The organism is Micromonospora sp. NPDC003241, assembly GCF_053589795.1.
Window position 1 is genome coordinate 25,646 of the sequence record NZ_JBSFSO010000056.1, and the last position, 14,116, is coordinate 39,761.

Annotated in this window: 13 protein-coding genes; 6 read left to right on the plus strand and 7 right to left on the minus strand. The window is 70.3% G+C overall.

The features are described 5' to 3' along the window. Window positions 1-32 precede the first annotated feature (32 nt). Window positions 33-929 carry a LysR family transcriptional regulator ArgP gene (locus tag ACWDVW_RS29150; protein ID WP_449955170.1) on the plus strand — a complete coding sequence of 299 codons (897 nt, stop codon included), beginning with the start codon at window positions 33-35 and terminating at the stop codon, window positions 927-929. Window positions 930-999: 70 nt separating this feature from the next. Here the strand turns inward: ACWDVW_RS29150 and ACWDVW_RS29155 are convergent, their stop codons facing one another. Continuing rightward, the gene (locus ACWDVW_RS29155) at window positions 1,000-2,751 is read right to left on the minus strand and encodes an acetyl/propionyl/methylcrotonyl-CoA carboxylase subunit alpha (RefSeq protein ID WP_449955173.1); all 1,752 of its coding nucleotides are present in this window, start codon (window positions 2,749-2,751) and stop codon (window positions 1,000-1,002) included. A 181-nt stretch (window positions 2,752-2,932) separates the two neighbouring features. Here ACWDVW_RS29155 and ACWDVW_RS29160 point away from each other — a divergent pair, with 181 nt between their 5' ends. Continuing rightward, window positions 2,933-3,892: an ATP-binding cassette domain-containing protein gene (locus ACWDVW_RS29160; RefSeq protein ID WP_449955175.1), complete on the plus strand. Its 960-nt coding sequence runs from the start codon at window positions 2,933-2,935 to the stop codon at window positions 3,890-3,892. Window positions 3,893-3,912: 20 nt separating this feature from the next. Then, a complete protein-coding gene (locus ACWDVW_RS29165; RefSeq protein ID WP_176092558.1) occupies window positions 3,913-4,668 on the plus strand; it encodes an ABC transporter permease in 756 nt (251 codons plus the stop codon). A 162-nt stretch (window positions 4,669-4,830) separates the two neighbouring features. Here the strand turns inward: ACWDVW_RS29165 and ACWDVW_RS29170 are convergent, their stop codons facing one another. The 5 genes from ACWDVW_RS29170 to ACWDVW_RS29190 all read right to left on the minus strand — a co-directional run bounded on the left by ACWDVW_RS29170 (window position 4,831) and on the right by ACWDVW_RS29190 (window position 9,475). Continuing rightward, window positions 4,831-5,484 carry an O-methyltransferase gene (locus ACWDVW_RS29170; protein ID WP_449955178.1) on the minus strand — a complete coding sequence of 218 codons (654 nt, stop codon included), beginning with the start codon at window positions 5,482-5,484 and terminating at the stop codon, window positions 4,831-4,833. Between the two features lie 9 nt (window positions 5,485-5,493). After that, window positions 5,494-6,150 (minus strand): Maf family protein, encoded by a 657-nt coding sequence (locus tag ACWDVW_RS29175; protein ID WP_449955181.1) that lies wholly within the window; start codon window positions 6,148-6,150, stop codon window positions 5,494-5,496. A gap of 37 nt (window positions 6,151-6,187) precedes the next feature. Continuing rightward, the gene (gene mycP / locus ACWDVW_RS29180; protein ID WP_449955184.1) at window positions 6,188-7,318 is read right to left on the minus strand and encodes a type VII secretion-associated serine protease mycosin; all 1,131 of its coding nucleotides are present in this window, start codon (window positions 7,316-7,318) and stop codon (window positions 6,188-6,190) included. Window positions 7,319-8,699: 1,381 nt separating this feature from the next. After that, window positions 8,700-9,161 (minus strand): hypothetical protein, encoded by a 462-nt coding sequence (locus ACWDVW_RS29185; protein WP_449955187.1) that lies wholly within the window; start codon window positions 9,159-9,161, stop codon window positions 8,700-8,702. A gap of 101 nt (window positions 9,162-9,262) precedes the next feature. Continuing rightward, window positions 9,263-9,475 carry an acyl-CoA carboxylase subunit epsilon gene (locus ACWDVW_RS29190; protein ID WP_449955190.1) on the minus strand — a complete coding sequence of 71 codons (213 nt, stop codon included), beginning with the start codon at window positions 9,473-9,475 and terminating at the stop codon, window positions 9,263-9,265. A 93-nt stretch (window positions 9,476-9,568) separates the two neighbouring features. Between ACWDVW_RS29190 and ACWDVW_RS29195 the strand changes: the two genes are divergently transcribed. Then, entirely contained in the window at window positions 9,569-11,935 is a 2,367-nt protein-coding gene (locus ACWDVW_RS29195; RefSeq protein ID WP_449955192.1) for a protein kinase domain-containing protein, read from the plus strand. Window positions 11,936-12,023: 88 nt separating this feature from the next. Then, the gene (locus ACWDVW_RS29200; RefSeq protein WP_396740667.1) at window positions 12,024-12,260 is read left to right on the plus strand and encodes a hypothetical protein; all 237 of its coding nucleotides are present in this window, start codon (window positions 12,024-12,026) and stop codon (window positions 12,258-12,260) included. A gap of 79 nt (window positions 12,261-12,339) precedes the next feature. Here ACWDVW_RS29200 and ACWDVW_RS29205 read toward each other — a convergent pair whose 3' ends face one another. Beyond that, window positions 12,340-13,095 carry a GH25 family lysozyme gene (locus ACWDVW_RS29205; protein WP_449955195.1) on the minus strand — a complete coding sequence of 252 codons (756 nt, stop codon included), beginning with the start codon at window positions 13,093-13,095 and terminating at the stop codon, window positions 12,340-12,342. A gap of 183 nt (window positions 13,096-13,278) precedes the next feature. Here ACWDVW_RS29205 and ACWDVW_RS29210 point away from each other — a divergent pair, with 183 nt between their 5' ends. Beyond that, window positions 13,279-14,025, plus strand: coding sequence for a M50 family metallopeptidase (locus tag ACWDVW_RS29210; RefSeq protein WP_449955198.1), 747 nt, complete (start codon window positions 13,279-13,281; stop codon window positions 14,023-14,025). Window positions 14,026-14,116: the final 91 nt, after the last annotated feature.

The window sequence follows — 14,116 nt, forward strand, 5'->3', positions numbered from 1 at the left end:
TAAAGATCCTTCATGTGGTTAAGCTCAGCTTCATGAGCGGTCTGGACTCCACCCAGCTCCGTACGCTCGCCGCAGTGGTCGCCGAGGGCAGCTTCGAGGCGGCGGCGCGGCTGCTGCACGTCACCCCCTCGGCGGTCAGCCAGCGCATCAAGGCCCTGGAGGAGACCGTCGGGCAGGTGCTCGTCCGACGGCACCGCCCCTGCGGCGCCACCGAGGCCGGGCGACCGCTGCTGCGCCTGGCCGGGCAGCTCGCCCTGCTCGAACGCGAGGCGCTGGCCGACGCCCGAGGACCGCTCGGCGGCGACCGGGCCCGTACCCGGGTCGCCATCGTGGTCAACGCCGACTCGCTCGCCACCTGGTTCCCCGCCGCCCTGGCCCGGCTGCCCGACCAGCCGGAACTCTCCTTCGACATCCGGCAGGACGACCAGGACCACACCGCCGTGCTGCTCCGCGACGGGGTGGTGACCGCTGCGGTGACCGCCCAACGCGAGGCGGTCCAGGGCTGCCGGGTACGCCGTCTCGGCGCGATGCGCTACCGGGCGCTGGCCGCGCCGTCGCTGGCCCGACGCTGGTTCGCCGACGGTCTCACCAGGGCTGCGGCCGCCGCCGCACCCGTGGTGGTCTTCGACCGCAAGGACCGGATCCAACACCGTTTCCTGCGTACGGTGACCGGGCACGCACTCGACCCACCGGTGCACTACGTGCCGTCGGTCCCGGCGTTCAACGAGTCGATCCGGCTCGGCCTCGGCTGGGGACTGGTCGCGGAGCAGATCGCCGACGCCGACGTGGCCGCCGGGCGATGCGTGGACATCGCGCCCGGCCGGGTGCTGGACACCCCGCTCTACTGGCAGCACTGGCGACTCGACTCACCGGTGCTGACCGCGCTGACCACCGCCGTCTGCGCCGTCGCCGCCGAATCCCTGCACTGAGATGTAAGGAGGGGACCCCTGCTATACACGAGGCGTTAGTAGGGGACCCCTCCTTACATCCGGGAACGCCTCAGGCGATGGTGCAGACGGCGGCACCGGCGGTGATTACCGCGCCGACCTCGGCGGCTAGGCCGCTGACCGTGCCCGCCTTGTGCGCGTGCAACGGCTGCTCCATCTTCATCGCCTCCAGCACCACGACCAGGTCGCCCTCGGCCACGGTGTCGCCGTCGGCGACCGCGATCTTGACGATCGTGCCCTGCATCGGCGAGGTGAGCGCGTCACCGCCCGCCGTCGCGCCGGCCGTGGCCCCGCCACCCCGACGGGTGGGCTTCTTCGCGGCCGGTGCGGCGCTCGCCGTACCCGCGCCCAGCCCGGCGGGGAGGCTGACCTCCAGCCGCTTGCCGCCCACCTCGACCACGATCGTCTCGCGCTCGGCCGGAGCGGCCGGACCCTCGGCCACTGCGGCGAACGGCGGAACCGTGTTGTCGAACTCGGTCTCGATCCAGCGGGTGTGCACCGCGAACGGCTCGGCGGTGAACGCCGGGTCGCGGACCACCAGGCGGTGGAACGGCAGCGCGGTGGCCATCCCCTCGATGACCATCTCGTCCAGGGCGCGCCGGGCCCGCTCCAGCGCCTCGGTGCGGGTCTCGCCGGTGATGATGACCTTGGCGAGCAGGCTGTCGAAGTTGCCGCCGATCACGTCGCCGGCCGAGATACCGGTGTCCACCCGTACGCCGGGACCGGTCGGCAGGCGCAGGGCGGTCACCGTGCCGGGCGCGGGCAGGAAGCCGCGACCCGGGTCCTCGCCGTTGATCCGGAACTCGATGGAGTGCCCGCGCGGCGTCGGGTCCTCGGTGAGCCGCAGCTTCTCCCCGTCGGCGATGCGGAACTGCTCGCGGACCAGGTCGATGCCGGCGGTCTCCTCGGTCACCGGGTGTTCCACCTGGAGCCGGGTGTTGACCTCCAGGAAGGAGATGGTGCCGTCGTTGCCGACCAGGTACTCCACCGTCCCGGCACCGTGGTAGCCGGCCTCCCGGCAGATCGCCTTCGCACTCTGGTGGATCTGCGCACGCTGCTCGGCGGTGAGGAACGGTGCCGGTGCCTCCTCGACCAGCTTCTGGTGCCGGCGCTGCAACGAGCAGTCCCGGGTGCCGGCGACGATCACGTTGCCGTGCTGGTCGGCCAGGACCTGCGCCTCCACGTGGCGCGGCTGGTCGAGGTACCGCTCGACGAAGCACTCGCCCCGACCGAAGGCCGCGACCGCCTCGCGGGTGGCCGACTCGAACAGGTGCGGGATCTCCTCCATGGTGCGGGCCACCTTCAGGCCGCGCCCGCCGCCACCGAAGGCGGCCTTGATGGCCACCGGCAGGCCGTGGTCGACGGCGAAGGCCATCACCTCGTCCGGGCTGCCCACCGGGTCCGGGGTGCCGGGCACCAGGGGAGCGCCGGCCCGCTGGGCGATGTGCCGGGCGGTGACCTTGTCACCGAGGTCGCGGATCGCCTGCGGGGTGGGACCGATCCAGGTCAGGCCCGCGTCGATGACCGCCTGGGCGAAGTCGGCGTTCTCGGAGAGGAAGCCGTACCCGGGGTGCACCGCGTCGACATTGGCACGGGCAGCGACGTCGATCAGTTTGTCGATACGGAGGTAAGTATTCGCAGCGGTGTCGCCGTCCAGGGCGTACGCTTCGTCGGCGAGCGTGGCGTGCAGGGCATCCCGGTCGGAGTCCGCGTACACCGCGACACTGCCCAGGCCGGCGTCCTGGCAGGCGCGGATGACCCGGACGGCGATCTCGCCCCGGTTGGCGATGAGTACCTTGCGCACCTTGGGCTCCTCCCGGCGGGTTACTGACCGGGAGTTTATAGCTCACCGTGGTGCCCCGAACGATCGCTCAGTGTGGGATGACGCACTGTCTGGCCAGGTCGTGGGCGGCGTGGTGTCGTACCCATGTGGTGGAGTGCCGTGACGATGGTGGCCGGAGTCCGGCCATGAGCGGGGAGTGGAAATGATCGAGACCAGAGGGCTGCGGAAGTCGTTCCGCAGCCGGGCCGGTCGGGAGACGAAGACCGTCGAGGCGGTACGCGGCGTCGACCTGGACGTCCCGGCCGGCGAGATCTTCGGGTTCCTCGGCCCGAACGGCGCCGGCAAGACCACCACGTTGCGGATGCTCGCGACGCTGATCGAGCCGGACGGCGGCCAGGCCACCATCGCCGGTGCCGATCTGCTCAAGAACCCGGGCGAGGTCCGCCGCCGGATCGGCTACGTCGCCCAGGGCGGCAGCACCTGGGACGAGTCGACCGCGCGTGAGGAACTGGTGCTCCAGGCCCGGATGTACGGCATCGGCAAGGCCGAGGCCCAGCGTCGGGCGGTACGCGCGCTGGAGGCGTTCCAGCTCACCGAGTTCGCCGACCGCAAGTGCAAGACGTACTCGGGCGGCCAGCGGCGGCGGGTCGAGATCGCGCTCGGCATCATCCACGAGCCGAAGATCGTCTTCCTGGACGAGCCCACCACCGGCCTCGACCCGCAGAGCCGGGCGCACATGTGGGACGAGATCCGCCGGCTGCGGGCCGACGGGATGACCGTCTTCATCACCACCCACTACCTCGACGAGGCCGACGCGCTCTGCGACCGCATCGCGATCATGGACCACGGCGAGGTGGTCGCCGAGGGTACGCCGACCGCCCTCAAGCGGGAGATCTCCGGCGACATCGTGCTGGTCGGCCTCGACATCGTCGCCACCGGCGAGGCGGAGAAGCTGCTCGACGGCGAGGAGTACGTGAACCGGCTGGAGAGCCTGGAGGAGGGCGGCCTGCGCCTCTTCGTCGACGACGGCGCGACCGCCATCCCGCGGATCCTGCGCCGGGTCGACGGTGCCGGTCTCGACCTCAAGTCGATCGAGCTGCACCGCCCGAGCCTCGACGACGTCTTCCTCACCAAGACCGGCCGCTCGCTGCGCGAGTCCTGAACCGACCAGGAGAAAGTCCCATGAAGCTCGCCCGCGACACCTGGCTGATCTTCCAGCGGCAGTTCCACCTGTTGCTGCGCAACCCCGTGTGGGTCTTCGTCGGCGTCTTCCAGCCGGTGATGTATCTGCTGCTGTTCGCCCCGCTGCTCAAGCCCGCGCTGAACGCACCGACCCAGGCCGAGGCGTACAAGATCTTCGTACCCGGTCTGCTGGTGCTGCTGGCCATCTTCGGCGGCCTGTTCCAGGGCTTTGGCCTGATCGCCGAGCTGCGCGCCGGAGTGATCGAACGCTCCCGGGTCACCCCGGTCAGCCGGCTCGCCCTGCTGCTCGGTCGCTCGCTGCGTGACGTGGTGTCGCTGATGGTCCAGGCGGTCATCATCACCCTGCTGGCGCTCCTGTTCGACCTGCGGGTCTTCATCGGCGACCTGCTGCTGGCATACCTGATGCTCGCCCTGATCGCGCTGATGACCTCGGCGGTCAGCTACGGCGTCGCGCTCAAGGTGAAGAGCGAGGACGCGCTGGCCCCGCTGATGAACACCGTCGCCCAGCCGGTGCTGCTGCTCTCCGGCATCCTGCTCCCGCTCGCCTTCGCGCCCGGCTGGTTGCAGGGCGTCGCCAAGTGGAACCCGTTCTCCTGGGCGGTGGACGGCACCCGCGCCCTGTTCAACGGCGACATCGGCAACGACCGGGTCTGGCAGGGGCTGACCATCATCGCGATCCTCGCCGCCGCCGGCGTCTACTGGGCGGCCCGCCAGTTCGCCCGCAGCGTCCGCTAACCGCTTGTGAAAGGAAGGGCACCTTATTAACGCCTGCGGTAGAGCAGGGGCCCCTTATTAACGCCCCGCACCCGGGACCCAGCCGACGCCGCCGAGCACCGGGAGCCGGCACCGGTCTGAGCAGCCTGACGACAGAGGCGGCGACCGGTGCCGGCGAGGCGGTCAGTGCACGTGGGCGAGCGTCAGCCCGTCGGCGATCGGCAACATCACCGCATCCACCCGCACGTCGGCGAGGACGTCGTCGTTGAACGCCGCGATCGCCCGGTCGGCCTCGCTCTCCGGCGCCACCACCCGCCCGTGCCGCAGCACGTTGTCGACGGCGATCACGCCACCCGGCCGCATCCGGGGCACCAACTCGTCCCAGTAGAGCGGATAACTAGTCTTGTCGGCGTCGATGAAGGCGAAGTCCAGATACCGCTCGTGCGGCAGCTCGCGCAGCGTTTCCCCGGCCGGGCCGATGCGTAGCTCGATCCGGTCGTCCACACCGGCCCTCGCCCAGTACCGGCGCGCGATGCCGGTGTACTCCTCGGAGATGTCGAAGCAGGTCAGCCGCCCGCCGTCGGCCAGGCCCCGCGCGATCGCCAGCGAGGACAGGCCCGTGAAGGTGCCCACCTCCACCGCGTTGCGAACTCCGAGCAGCCGGGTCAGGAACGTCAGGAAGGCGGCCTGCTCCGGCGCCACCTGCATGGAGGCGTGCTCCGGCAGGACGGCGAGTGTCTCCTCGGCCAGGTCACGGACGATCTCGTCCGGCGGCGCGCCGTGCGCGACGAGGTATGCGTGCAGCTCGTCGGTGAGCGGAATCGACTTGAGCGTCATGCCCGGACGCTAGCCGAGCGGCTCGATGCTCTGGTTGCCGGGCGCGACTTTTGTCCACAAATCAGTGATCCGCAGGTCCAAGTCGGCGAGCAGCCGCCGCAGCAACGGCATGGACAACCCGACGACCGTCCCCGGATCGCCCTCGATCCGCTCCACGAACGCCCCGCCCAACCCGTCGATCGTGAACGCGCCGGCCACCGCGAGCGGCTCGCCGGTGGCCACATACGTGGCGATCTCCTGGTCACTGATGTCGGCGAAGTGCACGACCGTCGAGGCCACCGCCTCGGCCCGACGCCCGCCCACGACGTCAATGAGACAGTGGCCGCTGTGCAGCACACCGCTGCGCCCCCGCATCCGCTCCCACCGCCGGGTAGCGTCGGCGGCGTCATCCGGCTTGCCGAAGATCTCACCGTCGAACGCGAGCACCGAGTCGCAGCCCAGCACCAGCGTCCGCTGGCCGTCGCCGGGCCGCAGGCGACTCAGCACCGCCTCCGCCTTGAGCCGGGCCAACTCCAGGCAGAGATCCTCCGCCCGATCGGTCACCACCACACTCTCGTCGACACCACTGACCAGCACGTCCGGCTCGATGCCGGCGGCTTGCAGGGTCTTACGGCGGGCAGGGCTGGCCGAGGCGAGCACGAGGCGGAGCGGAAGCGCATCAGACACGCGCACGACGGTACCGGCAACCGCCCGCCGAGACCGCTCAGCGGCTGACGCGTGGCGGCGGGTCGTCCGAACGTCGTCGCCGCCGAGCCCACCACATCCCACCGGCACCGGCCGCGATCAACACCGCCAGCGTCACCAGACCTCGCACCGCCGCACCGTCCTCATCGGCCTCGGGACCCACGGCCCGCGTCGTTCCCGGCGAGGGCGTGGCCGACGCGCCGGGCCCGAAACCCCTCGGCGGTACGTCTGCCGTCAGCGCCGCAACCAGATCGATCACGCCATAGCCGTACTGGTCATCTCGCCCGGGAGGCCCCTTGTCGATCGCGGTCGCCGTCAACCGATGCGCCACCTCGTCCGCCGGCAGATACGGATACTTGGCCCGAACCAAAGCCGCCGCCCCGGCAACGATTGCAGTAGCTCCCGAGGTGCCTGTTCCTACTCGGTATCCACCGTCAAAGTTGGTGCTATAAATTTCGACTGCCGGTGCGACGACGTCGATCTCGCGTCCAGAAACTGAGACCTCAGATCGCTCGCCATCCTGGTTGATTCCGCCTACGGCGACGACGCCTGGATAGGCCGCAGGGAAGCCAACCGCTTTGTCTTGTGGCGCATTGCCTGCGGCCGCCACTATCACAACGTCTGCTTGTTTCGCCGACTGAACTGCCTTTTGGAGGTCAACATCCGGACCACCGGTGGAGGAGATACTTATGACATCGGCTCCATTGCTGACTGCGGAATCGATCGCGCGAGCCAGGCCGTGAGCTGTGCCCTCCTGTCCGGCCGACTTGAAGCGGACCGGAAGGACTTTGGCCTCGGGCGCAATTCCAAGTGCGCCGCGATTCGAGGACTGGCCATGTGAGGCGATTAAGCCTGCCATTGCCGTTCCATGGCCGTCCGTATCCTGCCAGCCGTCACTACTGCCATTCCCCACGAGGTCCACGCCGGGAAGCAGGTTCTTGCGCAGATCGAGGTGCGGTGTAACGCCCGTATCCAGTACAGCGATTACAACTCCTCTTCCTCGACTCGTCGCATGTGCTTCCTTGACGCTAAGGTAGTCAAGATGTCGCTGCAACTTACGGATCTGACCGACGTCCGGCTCGGAAGGACGGACCAGCGCGTGGCTAGGTGCTGGCGTGGTGATTACTGCGAGCAGCAGAGCTACCCGCATGGGCCAATTGTCTAAGCTCACCGATCTAGGCCGATGGCTGGCCCGGGGTCGATTGGCCTGTCGTCATCTGGTGGCCTCACGACAGGGCTAACGCCCTGATCGGTTTCCCAGGGGTGTTCTGGGTCCCATCGGCGGGGTTGCTGAGACGCGCGGCCGGGTTGGCTGGAGTGTCCGGGTGACCCGTGAAGCCCGCGGGCGATCGAGATCCCCGAGTGTGGAGAGCCGCCATAGGGTGGGAATGCGTGACCGGCACCTAGCCCTCTTCCACTGCCCGGACGAGAGCCCGCCCCGCCGATGGGGGCCGTGCCGGCTGCGCCGCCCCCAATCACGCCGCCAATTGGGTTCACTCCACGCGGTTGGCCGGCCCCTGCTGCGGGTTGACTAATGCCAGAAACTGGAGGTCCCCCGATTATCCCGCCGGGCGGCATTAAGCGTGGGGCCACGCTTGGTGCGCCTGGTTTCGGTCGTTGTGCTTGGCCAGGCTGCACGTGCCTTGATTGCGAGTCGAGGGGTCGCGTGACAGAGGATGTTGAAGGCATGGATTGCGTGTCCATGCCAGAGGAGGCTGCTGGCGGTGTGGACGGCGGCGTTGGGTTTGCCGGAGTGGGGCCCGGATTAGCGTTGCCTAGCACCGGACCCAGGTTAGCGCCTATGGATGTTGACGCTGACTGCGACAGTCGAGGCGGCCGAGTGTTGCCTGGTGTGACTGTTGCGCCTGCTGGCACCGGGATGATGGGCGGGATTACAGGTGAGGGTGTGCCAACGCCCACTTCGAACTCGGAAGCTGGCTGATCCTTCGCGGGCTGCCTACGTGCTGCTGGCGGGGGTTGGCGGAGCGTTACCTGGGCCTGTTGGAGGTCGCTGCTCAGGCCGTACATGATGCCGCGCGCCTTGATGTTCAACTGCTCCAGGTCGGCGTCGGTCACCGGCGGTTGACTGTTCCGGCTACCGGCGACTGCCTTGGGGTCGGCGGCGGTCTGTTCCCATCCGCGTTTCTGTCGGAGCTTGTCCGCGTACTCGTCGTGGATCTTCTTGAGTTCGGTGCGGGTGCTGGTGAGGGCCTGGGTGGCGGCGGCGAGTGCGCTCTGGTTGGTGCTGGCCGCGTCGTGCGTGCGTTGCACCTGCGCGATCAGGTCGTCAAGCTCGGCGAGGTACGCGCGGGCGGCCTCGTTGGTGTCGGGTGGCCAAGCCTGGGCGAGACGTCTGCGGTACGTCTGGAGGCGGTTCAGGTGCTGGTCGGCCAGCTCGGAGATCTTACGCCAGCCGGCGACGTGCCGCCAGTGGTTGTCGGGGTCGTGGTCCTGGAGGCAGGCCCACATGTCGGCCACGTTCATCAGGTGCCAGTCGGTGAGGCCGCCGCTGCGGCCGACTCCCGGGTCTCTCACGGCAGCATCACCGGCCCGTGGTCGTCCGGTCCGGTCGGATTGTTCAGCGACGGTGAGGGTGTGGGCTGGGCGGGGACGTCTCCCGGCCGCCCGAGCGCCTGCTGCACGTCGGCGACGCGGGCTGCGGAGAAGGCGTCGGTGTCGGCGTACCGGTCGGCCACCTGTCTGGCGGCGTGCGCCAGGTGGCCGGTGCTGTGGCCGACGCCCCAGACGGCGTTCGTCGTGGCCTGCTGTGTCTCCCAGTGTGCCCGCATGAACTGGACCAGCTCGACGAAGGCGTCCGCCGGATTCGGCACCCGGGCGAGCATGTCGTCCGCGATGCGCGGCAGGTGCGGCGCGTAGTTGCCGTCCACCTCGGCGCGGAGCATGTCGGCGAATTCCCGCATCTGGCGGATGTCCGCCTCGACGCCACGGTGACCGCGTGACCAGGACGCTTGTCGATCATCCTCAGGGATCATCGGCCCTCCAAACTGTAACGGCCCGGTTCCCCTCAGTGAGGCTAATCCTTGGACGCCTCCCCGGCAGCCCCGGTCGCCGTCAGCAGCCGCGCCGATCCGTGTCAGCGGGGCAGACCGGAGGCGCGCCAGGCACCGCTGCCCGGCAGCAGTGCGGCACCCACCGGTCGGCTGCTGCGGGCCCAGGCCGAGACCGGGGCGGCAGCGGGCGCGGGCGCCGGGCGGGAGCGTACGACGATCGCGCCCACCAACGCGGCAAGTTCCTCGGCGGTCGGCACGCCGCGGACGACCCGGAACAGCGGCTCCTCGACAGACATGGACCCCAGCGTACGCGCTCGTCAGCTCGACCTCCGGCACACAGTGGCGTGCCGACGGTGTGAGCGTCAGGGCTGCCGGGTACCGTCTCAGCGATGTCTGAGCCTTCCCCCCAACTCGTCGCCGACCGGTACCGGCTCCTCTCGCCGCTCGGTCAGGGCGGCATGGGTCGGGTATGGAAGGCGCGCGACGAGGTGCTGCACCGCGACGTCGCCATCAAGGAGTTGGTCCCGCCGCCCGGCCTGACCAACGACGAGCGCCGCGAGATGCGCGAACGCTCGCTGCGGGAGGCGCGCGCCATCGCCCGCCTCAACAACATCAACGTGGTACGCATCTTCGACGTGCTCCGCACCGACGGTGACCCGTGGATCGTGATGGAGTACGTCGCGTCCCGCTCGTTGCAGGACACCCTCGCCGAGGACGGGCCGGTGCCGGCGGCCCAGGCGGTGCAGATCGGGCTGGGCGTGCTCAACGCCCTGAAGGCGGCGCACAAGGCCGGCATCATGCACCGCGACGTCAAGCCCGGCAACGTGCTGCTCGGCACCGACGGTCGGGTGGTGCTGACCGACTTCGGCCTGGCCACGATTCCCGGCGACCCGAACGTCACGCGCACCGGCATGGTGCTGGGCTCGCCGGCGTACATCTCGCCCGAGCGTGCCCGGGACGGCACCACCGGCCCGGAGGCGGACCTGTGGTCGCTGGGTGCCACGCTCTACGCCGCCGTGGAGGGCAAGTCACCGTTCGCCCGACCGTCGGCGATCAGCACCCTGGCCGCGCTCGCCACCGAACCGGTGCCGCCGGCCCGTAACGCCGGACCGCTCAAGCAGGTGCTCGCCGGGCTGCTCCGCAAGGACCCCGAGGAGCGGATCACCGCCGAGTCGGCCGAGCGGATGCTGCGGCGGGCCAGCGGTAAGCGGAGTCGGGGCATCTCACTGCTCGACGGCGTACGCCGGCCGGGGCCGAACGGGCCGCGTGAACCGCGTCAGCCGCTGGTGCCCGCGCCTCGCCCGTCGGGGGAGCGGCCGACGCCGCCGGTCACCCCGCCCGTGCCCCGTACGCCACCGGCCGTGGGTCCGCTCGCGGCGGGCGCTGCCGCAGCCGGCGCGGCCACCTCCGGTCCGTCGGGCTCCGGTGCGACGGCCGGAAAGCCGCCGGTCTCCGACGCCGCGCCGACGGCGAAGGTCGCGGCGCCCACCGGCGCGGACGCCGATCCGACCGCGAAGGTGGACGCCGACCTGACCGCGAAGGTCGATGCTGGGCAGGACGCGGACCCGACGACGAAGGTGGACGCGGCGTCGACCGCTGCCGGGGCCGCCGGTGCGGAGTCGGCGTCGCGTACGGACGCGGCGTCGTCCGCGTCGGACACCGGCCCGGCTGCCGAGTCCGCCACGGACACCGCGACTGGCGACGACGACTCCGCCGGCCAGGTCGACGAGGGCACTGCCTCGGCCGGTACGCCGACGACGCCGGACGGCACCGACGCGACCGTGCTGTCCGCCACGACCAGCGGGGCAGCCGCTGCCTCGGCCGACGTCACCAAGGTCGACGGTCCCGCTGTGGAGGCGACCGCGCAGGCCGACGCGAGCGGGACGACCAACCGGTCCGACTCGGGCGAGCCGACCCGTCGGGTCGACTCACCGGCTCCCGCGAAGGCCGCCACCCCCGTCGCGCCCGCCTCGACCTCGCTGATGCCGTCGGCGCCGGTGAGCCCGGCGGCACCGGCTCGCGGTTCGGTCTTCAAGGCCGGCCAACTGCGATCCGAGCGCACCCGCCGTGCCGTGCTGGTCGGCGCACTGGTCGCGCTGCTGCTCGTCGGTCTGGTGGTGGCGGTTCCGCTGCTCACCAGCGGTGACGACGACGGGAACACCCCGCAGGACACGGCCGGCACGTCCGAGTCGTCCGCGCCGCCGACCTCGGAGCCGGCCGCGCCACCACCGACCTCTGCCGCATCGCCCAGCGCCTCCCCGTCGGCGTCCCCGTCGCCCACCCCGTCCGAGAGCGCTGCGGGCGGCCTGCCCGAGGGCTGGACGTTGCGGAACGACCCGGTGGGCTTCAAGGTGCCGGTGCCGGAGGGCTGGCGGCGCAGTTCCGGCTCCACCTGGGTCAAGTACCGCGACCCGAACGGCGTCAGCGAGCTGACCATCGACCGCACCTCGTCGCCGCAGCGGGACGCGGCGGCCACCTGGCGGGGCCTCGAACCGGACCGGAAGAACGTCCGTGGCGTGCAGAACTACCGGTTCATCAACATCAGGACCATCGACTGCAAGTGGCGGACCTGCGCCGACTGGGACTGGTACCAGACCCGCAACGGGGTCGAGCTGCGGGTGCGCAACCGGGGCTTCGTCACCGCCAGCAACCGGGGTTTCGCCCTGCGCTGGGAGGTACCGAACAGCGAGTGGGACGCGCAGTTGCCGAACTTCGAGACGGCGTTCCGCGAGTTCGTGCCGGACCGCCAGGACTGAGAGCGACCGGCGGCAGGGCGGTCGAGATGAGGCATGACCTTCCGTCGTTCGGGGTACCTGATCTCGAAGGATGGAAGGGAGGCCCGAGATGGGTTACCGACCAAGAGATGCCCGGCCCCGACTGGCACTGTGGACGATCGCGGTGGTGGGTGTCGGCGTACTGCTGTTCGCCACCTTCGGCATCGCGTTGCTGGCCACGTTGCTGAGCGTCATGACGCTCGCCGGGGCCGCGTACGTGGGATGGGCCGTCACCCGTCGGGGCACGGTGGCCCGGCACGGAGGTGTCGGCGTACCCGTGGCGCTCGCCGCGCGGCGGCGGGCCTGAACCGGCGGTAGTCGCGCGACGGCGGCGGGCCGACGTCCCGACCCACTCGGTGGACGTCGACCCGCCGTCGTCACGTGTCTCAGGCGGTGTTGTTGGCCAGGGCGATGAGGCGGTTACGGTCGCCGTTCCAGTAGTTGCGGTCGACTGCGCCGCTGATGCCGGCGACGCTGCCCGAATCGGTGTACTGCCAGAAGCTCCAGACCGGGGCGCCGGCCGGCAGCGCGCCGACCGAGGAGGACCAGCGGGCGACCCAGAGCGGGTGGTTGCTCCAGGGGCCGGTCCAACTGCCGGTGCACTGGTTCCAGAAGCTGGTGGTGGTGTAGATGACCGCGTAGCGGCCGGTGCGTGAGCGGTAGGTGTTCAGGAAGTCCTGCACCCAGTTGCGCATCCCGGTGGTGCTCAGGCCGTAGCAGTAGCCGCCGCTGTACGGGTTCGCCTCCAGGTCCAACGCGGCCGGAAGCGTACGGCTGTCGGCCGACCACGCGCCGCCGTTGGAGGCCAGGTAGTTCGCCTGAACGGCGCCGGAGGAGATGTTCGGCCGGGCGAAGTGGTACGCGCCCCGGATCACCCCGGCGTTGTACGCGTTGACGTAGTTCGTGTTGAAGTTCGGGTCCTTGTAGCTCGTACCCTCGGTGGCCTTGATGAAGGCGAACTGGACGCCCGCGTTGCGGACGCTCGTCCAGTTGATGGTGCCCTGGTAGCGCGAGACGTCGATGCCCGGCACGGTGGCCGCCGAGGCGGGGGCCGCGGTGGCGACGAGCCCGGCCGCAGCGGTCGCGAGCATGGTGAGCGCGGCGGCGGTCAGCCGGCGCAGCGATGGTCTGGTCCGACCCATGGCGTCCTCCTGAGACGACTGTCGATAGACAGACATCTTTGAAGGTGAATGCCTCCCAAGGCAAGAGATGCTAAGAAAACTTTCAATGCGGGACGAGGTGACGGGCGGGTGTCCCGGCACCGACGCCGAAGGAGACGGCCCGCCCTGGGGCCGACCCGGCCTGCGGGCGTAGGCTGCCGCCCCATGGTGTCGATCGAGGGCATGACCGCGTTCTGGGACCGTCTGCTCGGCGCGCAGCCCGACCCGCCCCCGCTGCTGGTGCTGCTGACCGGCCTGGTCGCGCTGGTGGTGGTCTCCACCCGGCTGCCCTGGCGGATCGCCCGCAACGCCATCACGATCGCGCACGAGGGCGGTCACGCGCTGGCCGCCGTACTCACCGGACGCAAGCTGCACGGCATCCGGCTGCACTCGGACACCTCGGGCCTCACGCTCTCGGCCGGGCGCCCCACCGGACCGGGCATGGTGCTCACCCTGCTCGCCGGTTACCTCGCCCCGCCGCTGGTCGGCCTGGGCGGGGCGTGGCTGCTCGCCGGAAACCGGATCACTCTGCTGCTCTGGCTCGCGGTGGTCCTGCTGCTGGCGATGCTGATCATGATCCGCAACGTGTACGGGGCGCTCACGCTGGTGGTCACCTGTGGTGCGGTGCTCGCGATCTCCTGGTACGCCAGCCCGCAGGTGCAGGCCGCCTTCGCCTGGACCGGCGTGTGGTTCCTGCTGCTCGGCGGCGTACGCCCGGTGGTGGAGTTGCAGCGGCTGCGGACCCGGCGCGGGATGCCGGCCTCCGACGCCGACCAGTTGGCGGGCATCACGGCGCTGCCGCCGTTCTTCTGGGTGCTGCTCTTCGGCATCGTCAACGTCGTCGTGCTGGTGGTGGGCGGCCGGATGCTGGCCGGGCCGCTGCTGACCGATGCCGGCATCGTCCCCTGGTGAGCTGCGGCTGTTAGGAGGGGTCCCCTGCTATGCACCAGGCGTTAGCAGGGGACCCCTCCTTACACCCAACCCCTAGAGCGGAATGTCGATA

Bases quoted from the DNA above. Each gene is read 5' to 3' on its own strand.
- ACWDVW_RS29160 (WP_449955175.1), top strand. From the start codon at position 2,933: ATGATCGAGACCAGAGGGCTGCGGAAGTCGTTCCGCAGCCGGGCCGGT.
- ACWDVW_RS29210 (WP_449955198.1), top strand. From the start codon at position 13,279: ATGGTGTCGATCGAGGGCATGACCGCGTTCTGGGACCGTCTGCTCGGC.
- ACWDVW_RS29200 (WP_396740667.1), top strand. From the start codon at position 12,024: ATGGGTTACCGACCAAGAGATGCCCGGCCCCGACTGGCACTGTGGACG.
- ACWDVW_RS29170 (WP_449955178.1), bottom strand. From the start codon at position 5,484: ATGACGCTCAAGTCGATTCCGCTCACCGACGAGCTGCACGCATACCTC.
- ACWDVW_RS29185 (WP_449955187.1), bottom strand. From the start codon at position 9,161: ATGATCCCTGAGGATGATCGACAAGCGTCCTGGTCACGCGGTCACCGT.
- ACWDVW_RS29205 (WP_449955195.1), bottom strand. From the start codon at position 13,095: ATGGGTCGGACCAGACCATCGCTGCGCCGGCTGACCGCCGCCGCGCTC.
- mycP (WP_449955184.1), bottom strand. From the start codon at position 7,318: ATGCGGGTAGCTCTGCTGCTCGCAGTAATCACCACGCCAGCACCTAGC.
- ACWDVW_RS29190 (WP_449955190.1), bottom strand. From the start codon at position 9,475: ATGTCTGTCGAGGAGCCGCTGTTCCGGGTCGTCCGCGGCGTGCCGACC.
- ACWDVW_RS29195 (WP_449955192.1), top strand. From the start codon at position 9,569: ATGTCTGAGCCTTCCCCCCAACTCGTCGCCGACCGGTACCGGCTCCTC.
- ACWDVW_RS29165 (WP_176092558.1), top strand. From the start codon at position 3,913: ATGAAGCTCGCCCGCGACACCTGGCTGATCTTCCAGCGGCAGTTCCAC.
- ACWDVW_RS29150 (WP_449955170.1), top strand. From the start codon at position 33: ATGAGCGGTCTGGACTCCACCCAGCTCCGTACGCTCGCCGCAGTGGTC.